12 protein-coding genes are annotated in these 16,757 nt (G+C 65.5%); 4 read left to right on the top strand and 8 right to left on the bottom strand.

Annotated elements, in window-relative coordinates; genetic code table 11:
- Nucleotides 1-12 precede the first annotated feature (12 nt).
- The 4 genes from DJ563_RS09255 (at nucleotide 13) to DJ563_RS09240 (ending at nucleotide 6,400) form a co-directional block, all read left to right on the top strand.
- Nucleotides 13-1,461, top strand: coding sequence for an aldehyde dehydrogenase (locus DJ563_RS09255; protein ID WP_033698576.1), 1,449 nt, complete (start codon nucleotides 13-15; stop codon nucleotides 1,459-1,461).
- Between the two features lie 79 nt (nucleotides 1,462-1,540).
- Nucleotides 1,541-3,400, top strand: coding sequence for a feruloyl-CoA synthase (locus DJ563_RS09250; protein WP_434519340.1), 1,860 nt, complete (start codon nucleotides 1,541-1,543; stop codon nucleotides 3,398-3,400).
- Nucleotides 3,397-4,644 carry a thiolase family protein gene (locus DJ563_RS09245; RefSeq protein WP_274097746.1) on the top strand — a complete coding sequence of 416 codons (1,248 nt, stop codon included), beginning with the start codon at nucleotides 3,397-3,399 and terminating at the stop codon, nucleotides 4,642-4,644. The genes DJ563_RS09250 and DJ563_RS09245 overlap by 4 nt, the downstream gene beginning before the upstream one ends.
- 13 nt (nucleotides 4,645-4,657) lie before the next feature.
- Entirely contained in the window at nucleotides 4,658-6,400 is a 1,743-nt protein-coding gene (locus DJ563_RS09240; protein ID WP_434519339.1) for an acyl-CoA dehydrogenase, read from the top strand.
- A 78-nt stretch (nucleotides 6,401-6,478) separates the two neighbouring features.
- Here DJ563_RS09240 and DJ563_RS09235 read toward each other — a convergent pair whose 3' ends face one another.
- The 8 genes from DJ563_RS09235 to DJ563_RS09200 form a co-directional block, all read right to left on the bottom strand.
- A complete protein-coding gene (locus DJ563_RS09235; RefSeq protein WP_274097748.1) occupies nucleotides 6,479-6,943 on the bottom strand; it encodes a MarR family winged helix-turn-helix transcriptional regulator in 465 nt (154 codons plus the stop codon).
- A 128-nt stretch (nucleotides 6,944-7,071) separates the two neighbouring features.
- Nucleotides 7,072-8,925, bottom strand: coding sequence for an ABC transporter ATP-binding protein (locus tag DJ563_RS09230; protein WP_186660926.1), 1,854 nt, complete (start codon nucleotides 8,923-8,925; stop codon nucleotides 7,072-7,074).
- Nucleotides 8,926-9,030: 105 nt separating this feature from the next.
- Nucleotides 9,031-10,296 carry an MFS transporter gene (locus DJ563_RS09225; protein WP_434519338.1) on the bottom strand — a complete coding sequence of 422 codons (1,266 nt, stop codon included), beginning with the start codon at nucleotides 10,294-10,296 and terminating at the stop codon, nucleotides 9,031-9,033.
- 33 nt (nucleotides 10,297-10,329) lie between these two features.
- Nucleotides 10,330-11,391: a sugar phosphate isomerase/epimerase family protein gene (locus DJ563_RS09220; protein WP_434519337.1), complete on the bottom strand. Its 1,062-nt coding sequence runs from the start codon at nucleotides 11,389-11,391 to the stop codon at nucleotides 10,330-10,332.
- Between the two features lie 113 nt (nucleotides 11,392-11,504).
- Nucleotides 11,505-13,010: a PLP-dependent aminotransferase family protein gene (locus tag DJ563_RS09215; RefSeq protein WP_274097750.1), complete on the bottom strand. Its 1,506-nt coding sequence runs from the start codon at nucleotides 13,008-13,010 to the stop codon at nucleotides 11,505-11,507.
- Between the two features lie 118 nt (nucleotides 13,011-13,128).
- A complete protein-coding gene (locus DJ563_RS09210) occupies nucleotides 13,129-14,712 on the bottom strand; it encodes a sigma 54-interacting transcriptional regulator (protein ID WP_258713777.1) in 1,584 nt (527 codons plus the stop codon).
- Between the two features lie 12 nt (nucleotides 14,713-14,724).
- Nucleotides 14,725-15,498, bottom strand: a complete 774-nt coding sequence (locus DJ563_RS09205; protein ID WP_274097752.1) for an SDR family NAD(P)-dependent oxidoreductase — start codon at nucleotides 15,496-15,498, stop codon at nucleotides 14,725-14,727.
- A 53-nt stretch (nucleotides 15,499-15,551) separates the two neighbouring features.
- Nucleotides 15,552-16,736: an acetyl-CoA C-acyltransferase gene (locus DJ563_RS09200; RefSeq protein ID WP_410927279.1), complete on the bottom strand. Its 1,185-nt coding sequence runs from the start codon at nucleotides 16,734-16,736 to the stop codon at nucleotides 15,552-15,554.
- Nucleotides 16,737-16,757: the final 21 nt, after the last annotated feature.

The raw sequence follows: 16,757 nt of genomic DNA, 5'->3' as shown, positions 1-16,757 counted from the left end.
GAGGAATGCCCGATGTTCGAGGTGCCCTTGTTAATTGGCGGTAAGGCCCGTGCGGCCAGCGACGGCGGCACGTTCGAACGTCGCCATCCGGTCAGCGGCGAGGTGGTGTCGGTGGTGGCCGCCGCCACCCTGGCCGACGCCGACGCGGCGGTCGAAGCGGCGCAGGCGGCGTTCCCCGCCTGGGCCGCGCTGGGGCCGGGCGAGCGCCGTGCGCGCTTGCTCAAGGCAGCCGATGCGCTGGATGCCCGGCGCGACGAGTTCCTGGCCATGGCCGGGGAAACCGGGGCCAAGGCCAACTGGTACGGTTTCAATGTGATGCTGGCGGCCAATATTCTGCGTGAAGCGGCGTCGATGACCACGCAGATCCAGGGCAGTGTCATCCCCTCCGACGTGCCCGGCAGCTTTGCCATGGCCCTGCGCCAACCCTGTGGGGTGGTGCTGGGCATCGCACCCTGGAATGCCCCGGTGATTCTGGCCACACGCGCCATTGCCATGCCCTTGGCGTGCGGTAATACCGTGGTGCTCAAGGCCTCCGAAGCCAGCCCGGCGGTGCATGGCCTGATCGGTCAGGTATTGCAGGCGGCCGGTTTGGGCGACGGTGTGGTCAACGTCATCTGCAATGCCCCGCACGATGCACCGGCAGTGGTTGAGCGTCTAATCGCCCATCCGGCGGTGCGGCGGGTGAATTTCACCGGGTCTACCCATGTCGGGCGCATCGTTGGGCAACTGGCGGCGCGTCACCTCAAGCCTGCAGTGCTCGAACTGGGTGGCAAGGCACCGTTCCTGGTCCTGGCCGATGCCGACCTGGAGGCTGCGGTCGATGCGGCGGCCTTTGGTGCCTACTTCAACCAGGGCCAGATTTGCATGTCGACCGAGCGGCTGATCGTCGACCAGGCGGTGGCCGATGAGTTCGTGGCCAAGCTGGGTGAGAAGGTGCGCCGCTTGCGTGCGGCAGACCCCTCGCAACCCGACGCGCCGCTGGGCTCTTTGATCGATGCCGGGGCCGGTGAGCGCATACAGGCGCTGGTCGATGACGCCGTCGGCAAGGGTGCGACCCTGGTGGCAGGCGGCGAACGTACGGGCAGCGTCATGCAGCCGGTACTGCTTGACCACGTCAATGCGGGCATGAAGCTGTACCGCGAAGAGTCGTTCGGGCCGGTGGCAGTGGTGCTGCGCGCCAGCGGCGACGAAGCGCTGCTGGCCCTGGCCAACGACTCCGAGTTCGGCCTCAGCGCGGCGATCTTCAGCCGTGATACCCAACGTGCCCTGGCCCTTGCCCAGCGCCTGGAGTCGGGCATCTGCCATATCAACGGCCCGACGGTGCATGACGAAGCGCAGATGCCGTTTGGCGGGGTCAAGGCCAGCGGTTACGGCAGCTTCGGCAGCACGGCGGCCATCGATGCCTTCACCCAGTTGCGCTGGGTTACCGTGCAGCATGGCGCGCGGCACTACCCGATTTGACCCACAACCTCACAACAACAATAGCGAATGCGCCTGGCGGCCCCTCGGCCCTTGGCGCACTCACGCAGAGGTAGCCTTCATGGACTGCGAAACCCTCTCCGTTGCCCAGCGTGCGCCGTTGCGCGCCGTCAAGATCGGGCAGCCCCAGGTACAGGTGCGCCAACAGGGCGACGTGCTGTACCTGGACCCCGTGGAAACGCTCGACGCCTACCCGGCACGGCTGATGGAGCGCTTGCTGCATTGGGCGCAGCAGCGCAGCGAGCAGACGTTTGTCGCGCGCCGCGCTGCCGACGGGCAGTGGCAGCACATCACTTACGCCGCCATGTTGCAGCGTGTTCGACGTATCGCCACGTGGTTGCTGGGCCAAGGCCTGAGCGCCGAACGCCCGCTGCTGATCCTCTCGGGCAACGACCTTGAGCACGTGCAACTGGCCACGGCCGCGCTGTATGCCGGCATTCCCTATTGCCCGGTATCGCCAGCGTACTCACTGTTGTCCCAGGATTTTGGCAAGCTGCGCCATATCGTCCAGACACTGCAACCGGGCCTGGTATTCGCGGCTGATGCCGCCTACGGCAGGGCCATCGATGCGGTGTTCGAGCCCTCGATTACCCTGGTGCTGGGCCAGGGCGAGCTGGCGGGGTGGGCGAGCACGCCATTCGCCGAGGTACTGGCCACCGTCGCCCAACCCTGTGCCGACCAGGCTTTTGCCGCCTTGCGCCCGGACAGCCTGGCCAAGTTCCTGTTCACCTCCGGCTCCACCAAGCTGCCCAAGGCGGTGGTCACCACCCAGGGGATGCTGTGTGCCAACCAGCAGATGCTGTTGCAGACCTTCCCGGAGTTCGCCGAAGTGCCGCCGGTGCTGGTCGACTGGCTGCCGTGGAACCACACCTTTGGCGGCAGCCACAACGTCGGTATCGTGTTGTACAACGGCGGCACGCTGTACATCGACGATGGCAAGCCGACGCCGCAGGGCTTTGCCCAGACGCTGCACAACCTCAAGGACATTTCCCCCACGGCGTACCTGACCGTGCCCAAAGGCTGGGAGGAACTGGTCAAGGCACTGGAGCAGGACAGCGCCCTGTGCGAGCGGTTCTTCCAGCGCATGAAGCTGTTCTTTTTCGCCGGTGCCGGGTTGTCCCAGGCCATCTGGGACCGCCTTGACGCCGTGGCCGTGGCCCACTGCGGCGAACGCATCCGCATGATGGCGGGCCTGGGCATGACCGAGACTTCGCCGTCGTGCACCTTCACCACCGGGCCGCTGTCGGTGGCCGGCTACATCGGCCTGCCGGCCCCGGGGTGCGAGGTCAAGCTGGTGCCGGTGGACGGCAAGCTTGAGGCGAGGTTTCGCGGGCCCCATGTGATGCCGGGGTACTGGCGCTCATCGCAGCAGACCCAGGAGGCGTTCGACGAAGAGGGGTTCTACCGCAGCGGTGATGCGGTGCGCCTGTGCGACCCCGGCAACCCGCAGCTGGGTTTGATGTTCGACGGGCGCATTGCCGAGGACTTCAAGTTGTCCTCCGGGGTGTTCGTCAGCGTTGGGCCGATGCGCACCCAGGTGATCTTGCAGGGTGCGCCCTATGTGCTGGATGTGGTGGTGTTGGGCCCGGACCGCGAATGCCTGGGTTTGCTGATCTTCCCGCGCTTGCCGGAATGCCGGCAGCTGTCCGGGCTTGGCACCCAGGCCAGTGACGCCCAGGTGCTGGCATCGCCCGCCGTGCGTGACTGGCTGGCCAGCCTGCTGGCCACGCTCAACCGGGGCGCGACAGGCAACGCCAGCTACATCCGCTTCGCCGGCCTGGCCGCCGAAGCACCGTCCATCGACCGTGGTGAGATCACCGACAAGGGCTCGCTCAACCAGCGCGTGGTCCTGCAATTGCGGCACGGTCTGATCGACAGCTTGTATGCAGGGCCTGGGCCGTTGCGTGTAGACGCACCATGACGGCCCGGGGGCAGTTCCGCACGTTTGCGGCGACCGCGTTGCTAGAGGGCATCCGTACGCCGTGGGTCGATATCAATGGCGCATTCGGCCTGGTCTCGCCGACCGACCTGGGCATCAAGGCCGGCCGCGCGGTGTTGCAGCGTGCCAGGCTCGATGCCGGCGAAGTCGACAGCGTACTGGCCGGCTCCATGGCCCAGGCAGACTTCGATGCCTACATGCTGCCCAGGCATATCGGGCTTTATTGCGGTGTCGACCAGGCAGTGCCGGCGCTGATGGTGCAACGGATCTGCGCCACCGGTTTCGAGCTGCTGCGCCAGGCCGGTGAGCAGATTCAGGCGGGGGAGGCGGGCACCGTGCTGTGCGTGGCCGCCGAGTCGATGTCGCGTAACCCGATTGTCGCCTACACCCACCGTGGCGGGTTCAAGCTGGGCGGCGAGGTCGGCTTCAAGGACTTTCTGTGGGAGGCATTGTTCGACCCTGCGGTGGGCATCAGCATGATCCAGACCGCCGAGAATATCGCCCGGCAATACCGCATCCCCCGCGAGGCCGTAGACGCCTGGGCTGCCATGAGCTTTGCGCGGGCCATGGAGGCGCGGGCGCGCGGGTGGTTCAGCGACGAATGCGTCAGCGTCTGCAGCGAAGTGTTCGAAGCGCCCGGCTTGCTGGCGCGCGGTATTCGCCTGCCGCGTGGCGTTGAAGCCGTCACTGAAGACAGCCATCCACGCGCGACCGCTTTCGAACGTTTGCAGCAACTGCCCGCGCTTTACCCGCAGGGGGTACAGACTGCGGGCAACAGCTGTGCGGTGGTGGATGGGGCGGCGGCGGTGCTGATGTGTTCGGCCGACGCGCTGGCCGGGCGTACGCCTTTGGCCTGGTTGCGGGCCAGCAGCGTGGTGGGCGTGGCGCCCGAGGTGATGGGGCTGGGCCCGGTACCGGCCATCCGCTTGCTGCTGGCGCGGGCCGGGCTGGCGCTGGACGACATTGCCTGCTTTGAAATCAATGAAGCCCAGGGGGCGCAGATCGTAGCGGTGCAGCAAGCGCTGGGCATTGCCCCCGAGCGGTTGAATGCCTGCGGCGGCGCTATTGCCTTGGGCCATCCGCTGGCCGCTACCGGCCTGCGCCTGGTCATCAGTGTGGCCCGGCAACTGCGCGCCAGTGGCCAGCGTTTTGGTGTGGTCTCGGCCTGCGTCGGTGGCGGCCAGGGCATGGCCTTGCTGCTGGAAAACCCGCTGGCCATGGTTTGACAAGGAGTTTCACGTGCACACCTATCGCGCTCCGCTGCAAGACATCCGTTTTGTGATCGATCAATGGCTGCAGGCACCGGCGGCGTGGGCCGAATGCGAGCGCTTCGCTGGCGTCGACAGTGCCTTGGCGCAACAGTTGCTGGAGGAGGGCGCGCGCTTTGCAGAACAGCAACTAGTGCCGCTGAACAAGCCCGGTGATCGCGAAGGCTGCCGGTTCCAGGACGGCCATGTGAGCACGCCAACCGGGTTTCGCCAGGCCTACCAGCGCTATGTGGACGGCGGCTGGCCAGGCTTGGCCTGCGCGCAAGCGCACGGCGGGCAAGGGCTGCCGCTGCTGCTCGGCGCTGCGCTGCACGAAGTGATCTACGCCTGCAACCATGGCTGGGCCATGTACAGCGGCATTGCCCATGGCGCCTACGAATGCCTGCGTCAGTTTGGCTCTGCCGAGCTTCGCCAGGCCTGGCTTGGCAAGATCGTCAGCGGTGAGTGCCTGCCCACCATGTGTCTGACCGAACCCCAGGCCGGTAGCGATGTGGGGCTGCTGCGCACACAGGCGCGGGTAGATGAGGCCGGGGCTTATCGGCTGACCGGCAACAAAGTATTCATTTCCGGCGGCGAGCACGACCTGACCGACAATATCCTGCACCTGGTGCTGGCGCGGTTGCCCGATGCGCCCGCAGGCAGCCGTGGGATTTCGCTGTTTCTGGTACCCAAGCTGACTGAGCAAGGCCGGCTCAATGGCGTTCATTGCACCGGCATCGAACACAAGATGGGTATTCACGCCAGCGCCACCTGCAGCCTGAGCTTCGATCAGGCCGAAGGCTGGCTTGTCGGCGAGCCGCAGGGTGGCTTGGCTGCGTTGTTCGTGATGATGAACAGTGCCCGTACCTACGTGGGCCTGCAGGGCTTGGCCCATGCCGAAAGCGCTGGCCAGCACGCCTTGGCGTATGCGCAGGCGCGCGTGCAGATGCGCGCGGTGCTACGCCCCGAAGGTGCATTGGCCGCTGCGGCGGACCCTGTGGCTTTTCACCCGGCGGTGCGCCAGGTGCTCTGGCAGTCTCGGGCGATGACCGAAGGCATGCGGGCCATCGGTTATTGGAGCGCGCACCTGATTGACCTTGCCGAACAGGCGCAAGGCATGGCCCGGCAAGCGCTGGAGGCGCGCATCGCCTTGCTCACCCCGGTGGTTAAGGCCTTTTTCACCGAGCAAGGGTTTCAACTGGCCAGTGACGCGCTGCAGGTGTTCGGCGGTTACGGTTATGTCACCGAGTCGGGCATCGAGCAAACCGTGCGCGACAGCCGCGTGGCGATGATCTACGAGGGCACCAACGAGATCCAGGCCAACGACCTGTTGCTGCGCAAGGTCTTGGGCGATGCTGGCGAGGCCCTGCAAGCACTGTTGGCCCACGTGCTGGAAGAAGCAGGCCTGGCCAGCGATGCTGAAGGCATGCGCTGGGCGCAGCAGCTGCGCGTTGCCAGTGACGGCTTGCAGGCGTGGGTGGGTGGGCTTGTCGAGCACGATGACCAGGAGTACGCCTACCGCGCTGCGGGTGATTTTCTCCAGGCATTGGCAATGTTGTTGCTGGGCCATGCCTGGGCCCGGTCGGCGCGCCTGGCACTGGTGCACGCGGATCAACCGTTCTACCGGCGCAAACGCCAGACGGCGGCGTATTTCTTTGACCATCTGTGGTTGCGTTTTGCCTATCGGCTGCAGCGGCTGCACGCGGCGCAGCTGCCATTGCCGTTCGTGGGCTGACACCACCCTTCAAGCCCGCTCCCACAGGTTCTCTGCGCGACAGCGCAGTTCAAAGGGCTGGGCAACCCTTCCGGCAGCCTAATAAGCCTTGCGCAGCAGGGCGAGCAACTGCTGGCGCTCGTCATCATTCAGGTTGGCAGTGGCGGCGCGGTCGCTTTCTTCGGCGACGCCGTACAGCGTTTTCAGCAGCTTCTCACCCGCCTTGCTCAGGTACAGGCCATACGAGCGCTTGTCTGCCTTGCTGCGCACCCGCAGGGCCAGCCCGGCTTCTTCCAGTTTGTTGAGCAGGGGCACGACCTGGGGCGGCTCGATGTTCAGCGCCTTGGCCAGCTCGGCCTGCGTGGGGCCGGGGTTCTGCGCGATGATCGCCAACGCGGAAAACTGTGCAGGCCGCAGTTCGTACGGTGTCAGGCAATCGACAAGGTGCTGGAACACCTTCATCTGCACGCGACGCAAGGCGTAGCCAACCAGGTCATTGAGGTCTGCCGGCGCACTGGCCTCGCTGCCGTCGGCGCCCGATTGGACTGCAGGGGAAGTCTTCATGCGGTCTCGTGTGTCAGGGGTGGTAGGGACAAAAATGATTAACAAGTATAACCGATGCCGAACCTCTGCAAACAGCGCTGCCTTTGTGGTGAGGGGCAGCCTTCGCAACCGGCTGCCACCGCTCAGGCTTACTCCATGGCCTCCGCCACCCCCTGGTCCTCACCCAGGAACCCGCCGCTCTGGTGCTGCCAGAGCCTGGCGTAGGTGCCGTTGCGGGCCAGCAGTTCGGCGTGGGTGCCTTGCTCGATGATGCGCCCTTCATCCATGACGATAAGCCGGTCCATGGCCGCGATCGTGGACAGCCGATGGGCGATGGCGATGACGGTCTTGCCTTGCATCATCTCGTTGAGGCTTTCCTGGATGGCGACTTCGACTTCCGAATCCAGCGCGCTGGTGGCTTCGTCGAGCAACAGGATCGGCGCGTTCTTGAGCATCACCCGAGCAATGGCAATGCGCTGGCGTTGGCCACCGGAGAGCTTGATACCGCGTTCACCCACCAGCGTGTCGTAGCCGCTATGGCCTTGCCGGTCGCTCAATTGTTCGATGAAGCCGTCGGCCTGGGCATTGGCCGCAGCCGTGCGGATTTGCGCGTCGGTTGCGTCGGGGCGGCCGTAGGCGATGTTGTCGCGGATCGAGCGGTGCAGCAGGGAAGTGTCTTGCGTGACCATGCCGATGGCGCTGCGCAGGCTGTCCTGGGTGACCTGGGCGATGTTCTGCCCGTCGATGCGAATCTCGCCGCTGTCCACGTCATAGAACCGCAGCAGCAGGTTGATCAGCGTCGACTTGCCGGCGCCGGAGCGCCCCACCAGGCCGACTTTTTCGCCCGCGCGGATGTTCAGGCTCAGGCCGTCGAGCACCTGCCGTTCACCGTTGTAGTTGAAGCTGACCTTGTCGAAGGCCACTGCGCCGCCGCGGGTTTCCAGCACGCTCGCGTTCGGCGCATCCTGCACCTTGGGGCCGCGGGTCAAGGTGGCCATGCCGTCCTGCACGGTGCCGATGTTCTCGAACAGCGCGGTCATCTGCCACATGATCCAGTGCGACATGCCATTGACACGCAAGGCCATGGCGGTAATCGCCGCCACGGCGCCGGTGCCTACCTCGCCCTGGTGCCAGAGCCACAGGGCATAACCGCCTGCGCCCAGGATCAAACCGACCACCAGGGCCTGATTGACGATCTCGAACTGGCTCACCAGGCGCATCTGGCGAAAGCCGGTTTGCTTGAAGTCCTCCATCGCCGCACGCGCGAAGTGCGCTTCGCGCTTGGAGTGCGAAAACAGCTTCACGGTGGTGATATTGGTGTAGGCGTCGGAAATTCGCCCGGTCATCGATGAGCGCGCATGGGCCTGTTCCTGGCCGACTTTGCCCAGGCGTGGCACAAAGTACACCATCGCCAGCCCGAACAGCGCGACCCAGGCAATAAACGGCAGCATCAGCTTCAAGGCGAAGCCGCCCGCCAGGGCAATGATGGCGATGAAGTACACACCGATACCGGGCGCGATCTCGATGAGGGTGAACAGCACTTCGCGCACCGCCAGCGCCGTCTGCATCACCTTGGTGGTGACCCGGCCAGAGAACTCGTCGGAAAAGAACGACAGGCTTTGCCGCAGCATCAGGCGATGGAAGTCCCAGCGCAGGCGCAGCGGCAAATTGATCGCCAACACCTGGTGCTGCACCATCGTGCGCAGTGCCACCAGCCCGATACTGGTCATAAGCACGATGCCGATACCCCACAGCACGCGGCGTTCCTGCCCGGCTGCAGCGCCGCCGGCCTGCCAGGTCGAGAGCAGGTCGACGACCTGGCCAAGGAAGGAAAACAACCAGGCTTCGTAGATCGACACCGCCGCGCTGAGCAAGGCCAGCGCAAGCACATAGCCACGGGCACCGCGCGTACACGCCCAGAGGAAGCGCAGCAGGCCGACCGGTGGGGGTGGCGCCTCGTCGGGCGGGAAGGGGTCTAGCCGTCGTTCAAAAACACCAAGCATGGTGGGCTCCCAAAAGGTTCAGTTGTACCGCGCGCTGGCGTCAGATGCCAGACCGACATGGAAACCGAACCCTCAGGCTTGCCACTGGCCCATGCGCTGCGCGGGTCAGGCCTGGGCCGCACGCATCCCATCAGAGGCCACGGATTGCTTGCGCACTGCCCGATAGAGCAGGCTGGACACCATGAACCCTGCAAGGGCCAGCAGGCTCATCAAGGTGAAGACGACGGTATACCCCTGCTGGCCAGGGAAGTGGTCGAGGATCGCGCCGTAGATGACGTAGGCAAACATGCCGGGTGCGTAGCCGATCAGGCAACCGATGCCGAAGGCAGACCCGGTGATGTGCTGGGGTATGCCGACTTCACCCATGGGCGCCCAGAACACGCCGCGCATGGAGAACACGATCAGCGCAAAGGACAGGGTGGCGGCCATGCCGGCATAGATGAAGCCCGGGCTTTTGGGGATCAGCAGGATCACCGCCATCACTGGCAACAGCGCCAGAAATGCCCATTTCAAGTAGCGGCTGGTGCTTTTGAACTGTTTGTCGGCAATGAAACCGCCGGCAGGCCCGCCCAGGATCTTCAGGAAGTACTGGTTGATGATGCCGTAGGCACCCACCAACGCCACGGGCAAGCCGTACATTTCCTTGAGGTAGGGGATGAAGTAGGTCAGGCCGCAGTAGACGATGTAGACCATGAACACGTTCAGGCTGACCAGCCAGATCCCCGGTACCTTGATCGCTTCCATCAGGTTCGCCAGGCCGTTTTTCGGTTTGGCCACCGACGGCGTGTTGCCGCCTTTGAGCAGGAACCAGGTCAGGGTGCCGGCCAGCAAGTCGATCACCGAGTAGAACAGGATCGCCGACTTCAGGCCGTTTTCGCCCGAGCCCATGGCAACGAACACCCCCAGTGCGGCAAAGGCGACCAGCGTATCCACCACGCCACGCCCGCCTTCGAGCAGGCCGAACAGGCGCCCTTGCTCCTGGTCGTTACCCAGGTTGCGGATAGCCTTGAGCAGCGAGGGCCAGAACAGGCAATCGGCGCACACGGCCAGCAGGCTGAACACGATCAACAAACTGCTGAACGGGGGGAAGGTCGCCAGGTACACGCCCAGGCAACCGGTGCCGATCAGCCCGAGGGGGATCAGCTTGCGCGTCTCGAAGCGGTCGGCGAGCAGGCCGCCAACCACGAACAGGGCTGTGGCGATGACCGCATTGGCACTGAGCAGCAGGCCGATTTCAGTGTGGCTCAGGCCCATGAATTCCTGCATGGGGACGTAGAAGGCGTCCTTCAGGTTCGCCAGCTTGTAGACGGTGCCGCCGCCCAGGATGAGGATCAGGAATCGGAGCCATTTGGCTTTGTTCTGGGATGTCATTGTTGTTCTCCGCAGGTAATCGGGTCGCCAGGGTCAAGCGTTGGCCAAGGTCAGCTCGGCCAGGGTGCGAAATTCGCCCAGCAGGCCGCGCACATAGGCCACCTGGTTGTTGGCCCAACGGTGTTCGTCGGCCAGCATGCGCGCCAGGGTGAAACCGGCAGGCAGCGGTGTTTCGCTCATTTCCCGATAAGCGATGAAGGGGTCGGCCGCTTCCTGCTGCTGGCGGAAGGCCGGGGCCACGTAGTGGTTTTCCTGTTCGAGGATGAAGGCGATCACCTGCGGGGCTGTGTCGCCCAGCATCAGCAATTCGTACAGCATGCGTGCACTGGGCAGGTCGTCCTCGGCGCTGCCCTGCAGCACGCCGTAATGGCCGAAGCCGTTCTGTTCGGCGACGATGCGCACCCCCTTGAGGTGGCTTTGGCGGATGTGCGGCGCCAGGTTGCGCAGGGCTTGCAGCGGCTGTTCGCAGGCATTGATCATGTTGCCGAAGTCGAACAGGGCATGCAGGCGTGGGTGGTCGAGGCGCTTGAGCAGTTGGGCGATCTCGTCGCTCTTGAGCTCTTCGTGCTGCTCGAAGTCAAAGTACAGGTCGTGGGCGTCGGCCTGTTGCGCCAGGTAGTGCAGGTCGCTCTCGATGATGTCCATGACCCGCGACAGCGTGCCCTCATAACGCGAGTAGACGCGGATGTTGCGTACCCCCAGGGCCTTGGCGATGGCGATCACCTGGTCGACATCCTGTTTCAGCGTGCTGCTGATTTCCACGTGCACGTCCAGCCCCAGTGCCTGGGCCTTGTCGGCAAACGCCTGGAGCTGGCGGGGGGACATCTGGCTCAGGCTGTTCTGCTCGCCGTCGAGCACGTGCAGGCTCAGGCCTTGCAGTTCGTGGCGATAGGCGAAGTCCAGCAGGTCGGCGGGGGTGACGTGGCCGTGGGTGAGGTTGGTCAACAGCGGATAGGCGTGAGCAAACAGGCGCACCTGTGCAAGGCGTTCGAGCAACCGTTGGGCCAAGGCGGGCGTCAGCACGGGGGCTGCCGCGTGTTCGACCACGTTGTGGCTGAGCAAGGCGTTGAAACGTTCCTGGATCTTATTGTTCATTAGCGTCGTTCCTGGTTCAGGCGCCGGGTTTTGCCGGCCCAGTCTTTATCGCGCCAGTCAGGAACGTTCGATAGATCCATTATCCATCAATCGATAGGACCACTTGCCCGGCCTCAAGCGTTGCCGGGCAGATACCCCAGTGCGCGCAGGGCCCGGGCCAGCGCCTCGACCCGCGTCGCGGCCTGGTTTTCAGGCGTGCCGGCAAAGCCGATCAGCAGCGCCGGCGGTTGCGCATGGGCGATGCTGTAGTCGCTCAAGGGGTAGGTGTGGATGCCATGCTCGGCCAGTTGCCGGGCGATGTCTGCGTCGCTGAGGTGGGTGGGCAACCAGGCGATCAGGTGCATGCCGGCATCGGCCGGGGTGAGGGTGAAGAAGCCGCCAACCTGCAGTTCGAGTTGTTCGATCAACGCCTGCTGGCGCGCCTTGTACAGGCCGCGTATGCGGCGGATGTGGCCAATGAAGTGACCTTGGGCCATGAAGTCTGCGGTGGTTGCTTGCAGCAGCGTCGGCGGGCTGCGGTCCATGACTGCACGCAGGGTGCAGAAGGGCTCGACCAGCGCCGGCGGCAGAATCACGTAGCCCAGCCTGAGTGATGGAAACAGCACCTTGCTGAAGGTGCCGACATAGATCACCCGGGCCATCTGGTCCAGGGCGTACAGCGCGGGCAGCAGGCGGCCGCTGTAGCGCAACTCGCTGTCGCAATCGTCCTCGATGATCCAGCTCTGTTGCTGCGCGGCCCAGTCGATCAGTGCCTGGCGCCGCGCATAGCTCAAGGTGACGCCCAGCGGGTGCTGGCGCGAGGGTGTGCAAAACACTAGCCGCGCCTCAGGGCACTCGCTCAGCCCTTGTTCGACATCGATCCCGTCAGGGTCGACACGCAACGCCGTCACCCGTGCCCCTTGCGCCTGCAACGCAATGCGCGCGGCGATGTGCCCCGGGTCTTCCATCCACACGCTGTCCTGAGGGTTGAGCAACAGCATGCCCAGCAGGTTGAACGCTTGCTGCGCGCCGGACACGATCACCACCTGACCGGCCTCGCAGTCAATGCCACGGGCATCGAACACGTACTCGGCGATCGCGCTGCGCAGGGCGTGCAAGCCTTGCAACTCGCCGTACCCCAGCATCGCCTTGGTAGGTTTGAGCAGGTGCTGGTTCATCAGGCGTCGCCAGACCGCCTGGGGGAACGCTTCATAGGTGCTGTGGCTGGGCAGGAAAGACGTCGGTGTGGCGGGGTCCCAATCGGCGTACGAAATGCCGCGAAAATGGTCGCTGCGCAGCGACAGCATCGACTGGCTCAAGTCGGACAGGCGCGGTGGCGGCTGCTGTTGCTCGGCCTGGCCGCCCCGGCTCTCCCACTCGCTGCCGACATAGGTGCCGGCGCCGGTACGCGAGGCCAGAAAACCTTCGGCAATCAACTGATCGAACGCGTTGAGAATGGTGATTCGCGACAGCCCCAACTCGTGGCTCAACGTGCGGGTCGAGGGCAGCCGCACGCCTCCCTGGATCCTGCCGTTGAGTATCTGCTTGCGAATCTGCAGGTACAGTTGGCGGTACAGGGGAAGGGTGCTGGCGCGGTCCAGCTCGATGGCCGACAGCAGCAAACCTGCGGCAGTTTTCATGGCATGTTCGTCTGCGGGGGAAGTGAGTGGGCCTGAAACCCTCAGGCCTGCAGAAGCCAAGGGTATCGGGCGTTACCCGATAAGTCATCCGTAAGCTGAGCATGGCTGCGCCCGCCGCTCAGGGCTGCGCCCGCAGCCGCCGCCACAGGGTGCTGCGGCTGACGCCCAGGCTACGTGCGGCTTGTTCCATGTTGCCGTCGTAGCTGGCCAGCGTACGCCGGGCATGCGCCGCCTCGGCGGCCTTGCCCAGGCTGCGCAGGTTGTCGTTGAGGGCCAGTGGCTGGGTGGGGGCCTGCGGATGTTGGAAAAACTCCGGGAACAGGTTGGCCAGGGCGATGCCATCGGCGCCCTCCAGGGCGGGGGCACACAGGGCGGCGCGCTCGGCAATGTTGTCCAGCTCACGGATGTTGCCCGGCCAGCTGTGGCGCAGCAGCAAGGGCAGCAGCGGCTGCAACTGCGGTGCGCCAAGCCGTGTCGTGCCGTGCCGGGCGAGCAGCGCTTCGAACAGCGGCAGGATGTCTTGAGCGCGCTCACGCAGGGGCGGCACCACCAGGCGCAGGATGTTCAGCCGGTAGAACAGGTCGGCGCGAAACTGCCCGCTGGCGATGCGCGCAGACAAGTCGCAATGGGTGGCGGCAATCACGCGGATATCCACCGGTGTCGGCTCGCAGGCGCCCAGGCGCAGCACCTCACGCTCCTGCAGCACGCGCAGCAGGCGGGTTTGCAGGGCCACGGGCATGTCGCCGACTTCGTCGAGGAACAGCGTGCCACCGTGGGCCAGCTCGATCAGGCCAGGCTTGCCGCCCTTGCGCGACCCGGTGAACGCGCCATCTTCATGGCCAAACAGCTCGCTTTCGAGCAACGACTCAGGCAAGGCCGCGCAGTTGATGGCCACGAACGGCCCCGGCTGGCGTGCGCTGGCGTGGTGCAGGCTCTGTGCCAGCCATTCCTTGCCGGTGCCGCTTTCACCGGTGATCAGCACCGTGGCGTTGCTGGTGGCGTAGCGCTGCGCCAGTTGCACGGTCGCGCGAAACGCCGGGGCATCGCCGAGCAACTGATCGAAACGATAGCGGGTGGTGAACGGCTGTGGGGTGGGCGGCTTGCGCGCGCGCCGGGACCGCGCGCGCAGGCGGTCGAAGGCCTGGCGCAGGCTGTCGCTGTCCAGGGCGAGCACGCCTTCGGCGCCGGCCGCATCAGCCAGCTGGCAGACCGTAGGCGAACCGATGATGACTTCGACGCCGTCCTGCACCAGGCGCTCGACCTGCGCCCGGGCTTGTTCCAGGCTGGTATAGGTATGTTGCTGAACCCGCAGGTCGAACAGTGGCGGCAGGGTCGCTGGGCCGGGGTGCTGGCCAAAGTTGAGCACGCCGACCCGCTTGGCACGGCTGCGGGCCAGGGTGAGGGCGCGGGCCAGGTCGCATTGGCCTGGGTGCAGGGCCAGCACCTTGGTCGTCAGGTGCTGGCGCAAGTACTCGGCGACGGCACCGGAACACAAAATGATGTCTGCCCGCTGGTGGCGGTCCAGGTCGCGCGCCAGCGGCAGCAGTTCGGCCAGGGTGGTTTCGATCACCTCGATATGGGCCTGCTGGCGGTAGTCGGCGCTGACCTGTTCGATCAGGCGCGCCATGCGGCTGGGGGCCGGTGGTTGGCGCAAGTGGGTGACCAGCGCGACCACGCGTGGCAGGTAGGCGGCAACGGGCATGCAGGCTCCTTGCTATAACGGGTTGACCAGGTGCCCGCCATCCACGGCCAGGACACTGCCGGTCATGAAGCCACCGGCGTCACTGGCCAGTAACAGCACAGGCCCGTCCAGCTCGCTCAATTGGCCCAGACGCCGCATCGGCACGTGATCCTTGATGTAGCCCTGGCCGGCCTCACTGTCGAAGTAGGCCTCGTTCATTTCGGTCTTGAAGTAACCCGGGGCGATGGCATTGACCCGGATCCGGTGGCGGGCCAGCTCCAGCGCCATGGCCTTGGTCAACTGCACCACACCGGCCTTGGCCGTGCAGTAGTGGCTCAGGCCGGTGCCAACACGCAGGCCCAGGATCGAGGCGATGTTGATGATGCTCCCGGCGCGGCCGGCCTTCACCAGGCGCTGGCTGGCGCATTGCGCCACATGAAACACGCCGTCGAGGTTGGTCGAGAGCATGTGTTGCCAGTCCTCCCCGCTCAGTTCGAGGAAGCGCCCAGGGTCGCCGATGCCGGCGTTGTTGATGACCACATCGACCACGCCAAAACGGGCCTCGGCCTGGTCGAACGCCTGTTCGACACTGTCGCGCCGGGTGACATCGAGCACTACGGCCAGCGCTTCGCCGCCTTGGGCTTGAAGTTGCTCGACCCGCGCCTGCAAGCGCTCGGCCCGGCGCGCCGCCAGCACCACGCGGGCGCCTGCGGCCTGGGCCAGACGCGCGAAGTGGGCACCCAGGCCGCTGGAGGCACCGGTCACCAGCACGGTCTTGCCGGCCAGGGAAAAGGGGGTAGCTAGCATGGTCTCTCCTTGTTCGATGATTCAGCTGGGACTTGTGGAGGGCTGGGGTTTCTTCACAGCACTTCGAACAGGCCGGCCGCACCCATGCCGCCGCCTACGCACAGGGTCACCACCACATAGCGCACCCCGCGCCGTTTGCCTTCGAGCAGGGCATGCCCGACCATCCGCGCGCCGCTCATGCCATAGGGGTGACCGATGGCGATGGCCCCACCGTTGACGTTCAGGCGCGCCGGGTCGATGCCCAGTTTGTCGCGGCAGTACAGCACCTGGCAGGCAAAGGCTTCGTTCAGCTCCCACAGGCCGATGTCGGCGACCTTGAGCCCGTGTTGCTTGAGCAGGCGCGGCACCGCGTACACCGGGCCGATGCCCATCTCTTCCGGCGCCAGGCCGGCCACGGCGATGCCCCGATACAGGCCCAGCGGCCTGAGGTTGCGCTGTTCGGCCAGGCGCGCATCCATCAGCACGCAGGCGCTGGCCCCGTCGGACAGCTGGCTGGCATTGCCAGCGGTGATGCAGCCGCCCTCGACCACCGGCTGCAAGCCTGCCAGGTCGTCAAGGCGAGTCTGCGGGCGGTTGCCTTCATCTTGCGTCAGGGTCACCTGGCGGTAGCTGACTTCGCCGGTGTGCCTGTCCTTGATCAACTGCTGGGCGGTCACTGGCACGATCTCGGCCTCGAACAGCCCGGCTTGCTGGGCGGCGGCAGTGCGCAGCTGCGATTGCAGGGCGTAGGCATCCTGCGCAGCACGGCTGATGCCGTAGCGTTGGGCAACATGCTCGGCGGTGTGCAGCATCGGCATGTAGGCGTGCGGTACCTGTTGGATGACCGCGTTGTCTTGCTCGGCCAAGGCCCATTCGAGGTTGCGCACCTGCACCGCGCTGATGTTCTCCTGGCCGGCGCCGACGGTAACGTGCATGCCATCGACAATGATCTGCTTGGCGGCGGTGGCAATCGCCATCAGCCCGGAGGCGCATTGCCGGTCCAGGGTCTGGCCACTCACCGAAACCGGCAGGCCGGCCGCCAGCGCGCTCATGCGGCCCAGGTTCCAGCCGGCGGTGCCAGAGGGCATCGCGGTGCCCATCACCAGGTCTTCCACTTCGTCGGCGGCGATGCCGGCGCGGGCAACGGCAGCCTTGATGGCATGGGCGGCCAGGCTGGGTGAGCGCAAGTTGTTGAGGGCACCGCGAAAGGCCTTGCCAATCGGGGTGCGGGCGGTCGAGAGAATGACGGCTTCTTTCATCAGGGTTTCCTTGTTGGCGAG

Source organism: Pseudomonas sp. NFX1 (assembly GCF_051123555.1).
Classification (GTDB): domain Bacteria; phylum Pseudomonadota; class Gammaproteobacteria; order Pseudomonadales; family Pseudomonadaceae; genus Aquipseudomonas; species Aquipseudomonas capeferrum.
Note: the sequence above shows the minus strand (reverse complement) of the source record. Positions and strands in the feature narration are given on the sequence as shown.

What these genes read in the sequence shown, in the direction of transcription:
- DJ563_RS09255 (WP_033698576.1), top strand. Translation starts at nt 13, where the DNA reads ATGTTCGAGGTGCCCTTGTTAATTGGCGGTAAGGCCCGTGCGGCCAGC.
- DJ563_RS09250 (WP_434519340.1), top strand. Translation starts at nt 1,541, where the DNA reads ATGGACTGCGAAACCCTCTCCGTTGCCCAGCGTGCGCCGTTGCGCGCC.
- DJ563_RS09245 (WP_274097746.1), top strand. Translation starts at nt 3,397, where the DNA reads ATGACGGCCCGGGGGCAGTTCCGCACGTTTGCGGCGACCGCGTTGCTA.
- DJ563_RS09235 (WP_274097748.1), bottom strand. Translation starts at nt 6,943, where the DNA reads ATGAAGACTTCCCCTGCAGTCCAATCGGGCGCCGACGGCAGCGAGGCC.
- DJ563_RS09230 (WP_186660926.1), bottom strand. Translation starts at nt 8,925, where the DNA reads ATGCTTGGTGTTTTTGAACGACGGCTAGACCCCTTCCCGCCCGACGAG.
- DJ563_RS09225 (WP_434519338.1), bottom strand. Translation starts at nt 10,296, where the DNA reads ATGACATCCCAGAACAAAGCCAAATGGCTCCGATTCCTGATCCTCATC.
- DJ563_RS09220 (WP_434519337.1), bottom strand. Translation starts at nt 11,391, where the DNA reads ATGAACAATAAGATCCAGGAACGTTTCAACGCCTTGCTCAGCCACAAC.
- DJ563_RS09215 (WP_274097750.1), bottom strand. Translation starts at nt 13,010, where the DNA reads ATGAAAACTGCCGCAGGTTTGCTGCTGTCGGCCATCGAGCTGGACCGC.
- DJ563_RS09210 (WP_258713777.1), bottom strand. Translation starts at nt 14,712, where the DNA reads ATGCCCGTTGCCGCCTACCTGCCACGCGTGGTCGCGCTGGTCACCCAC.
- DJ563_RS09205 (WP_274097752.1), bottom strand. Translation starts at nt 15,498, where the DNA reads ATGCTAGCTACCCCCTTTTCCCTGGCCGGCAAGACCGTGCTGGTGACC.
- DJ563_RS09200 (WP_410927279.1), bottom strand. Translation starts at nt 16,736, where the DNA reads ATGAAAGAAGCCGTCATTCTCTCGACCGCCCGCACCCCGATTGGCAAG.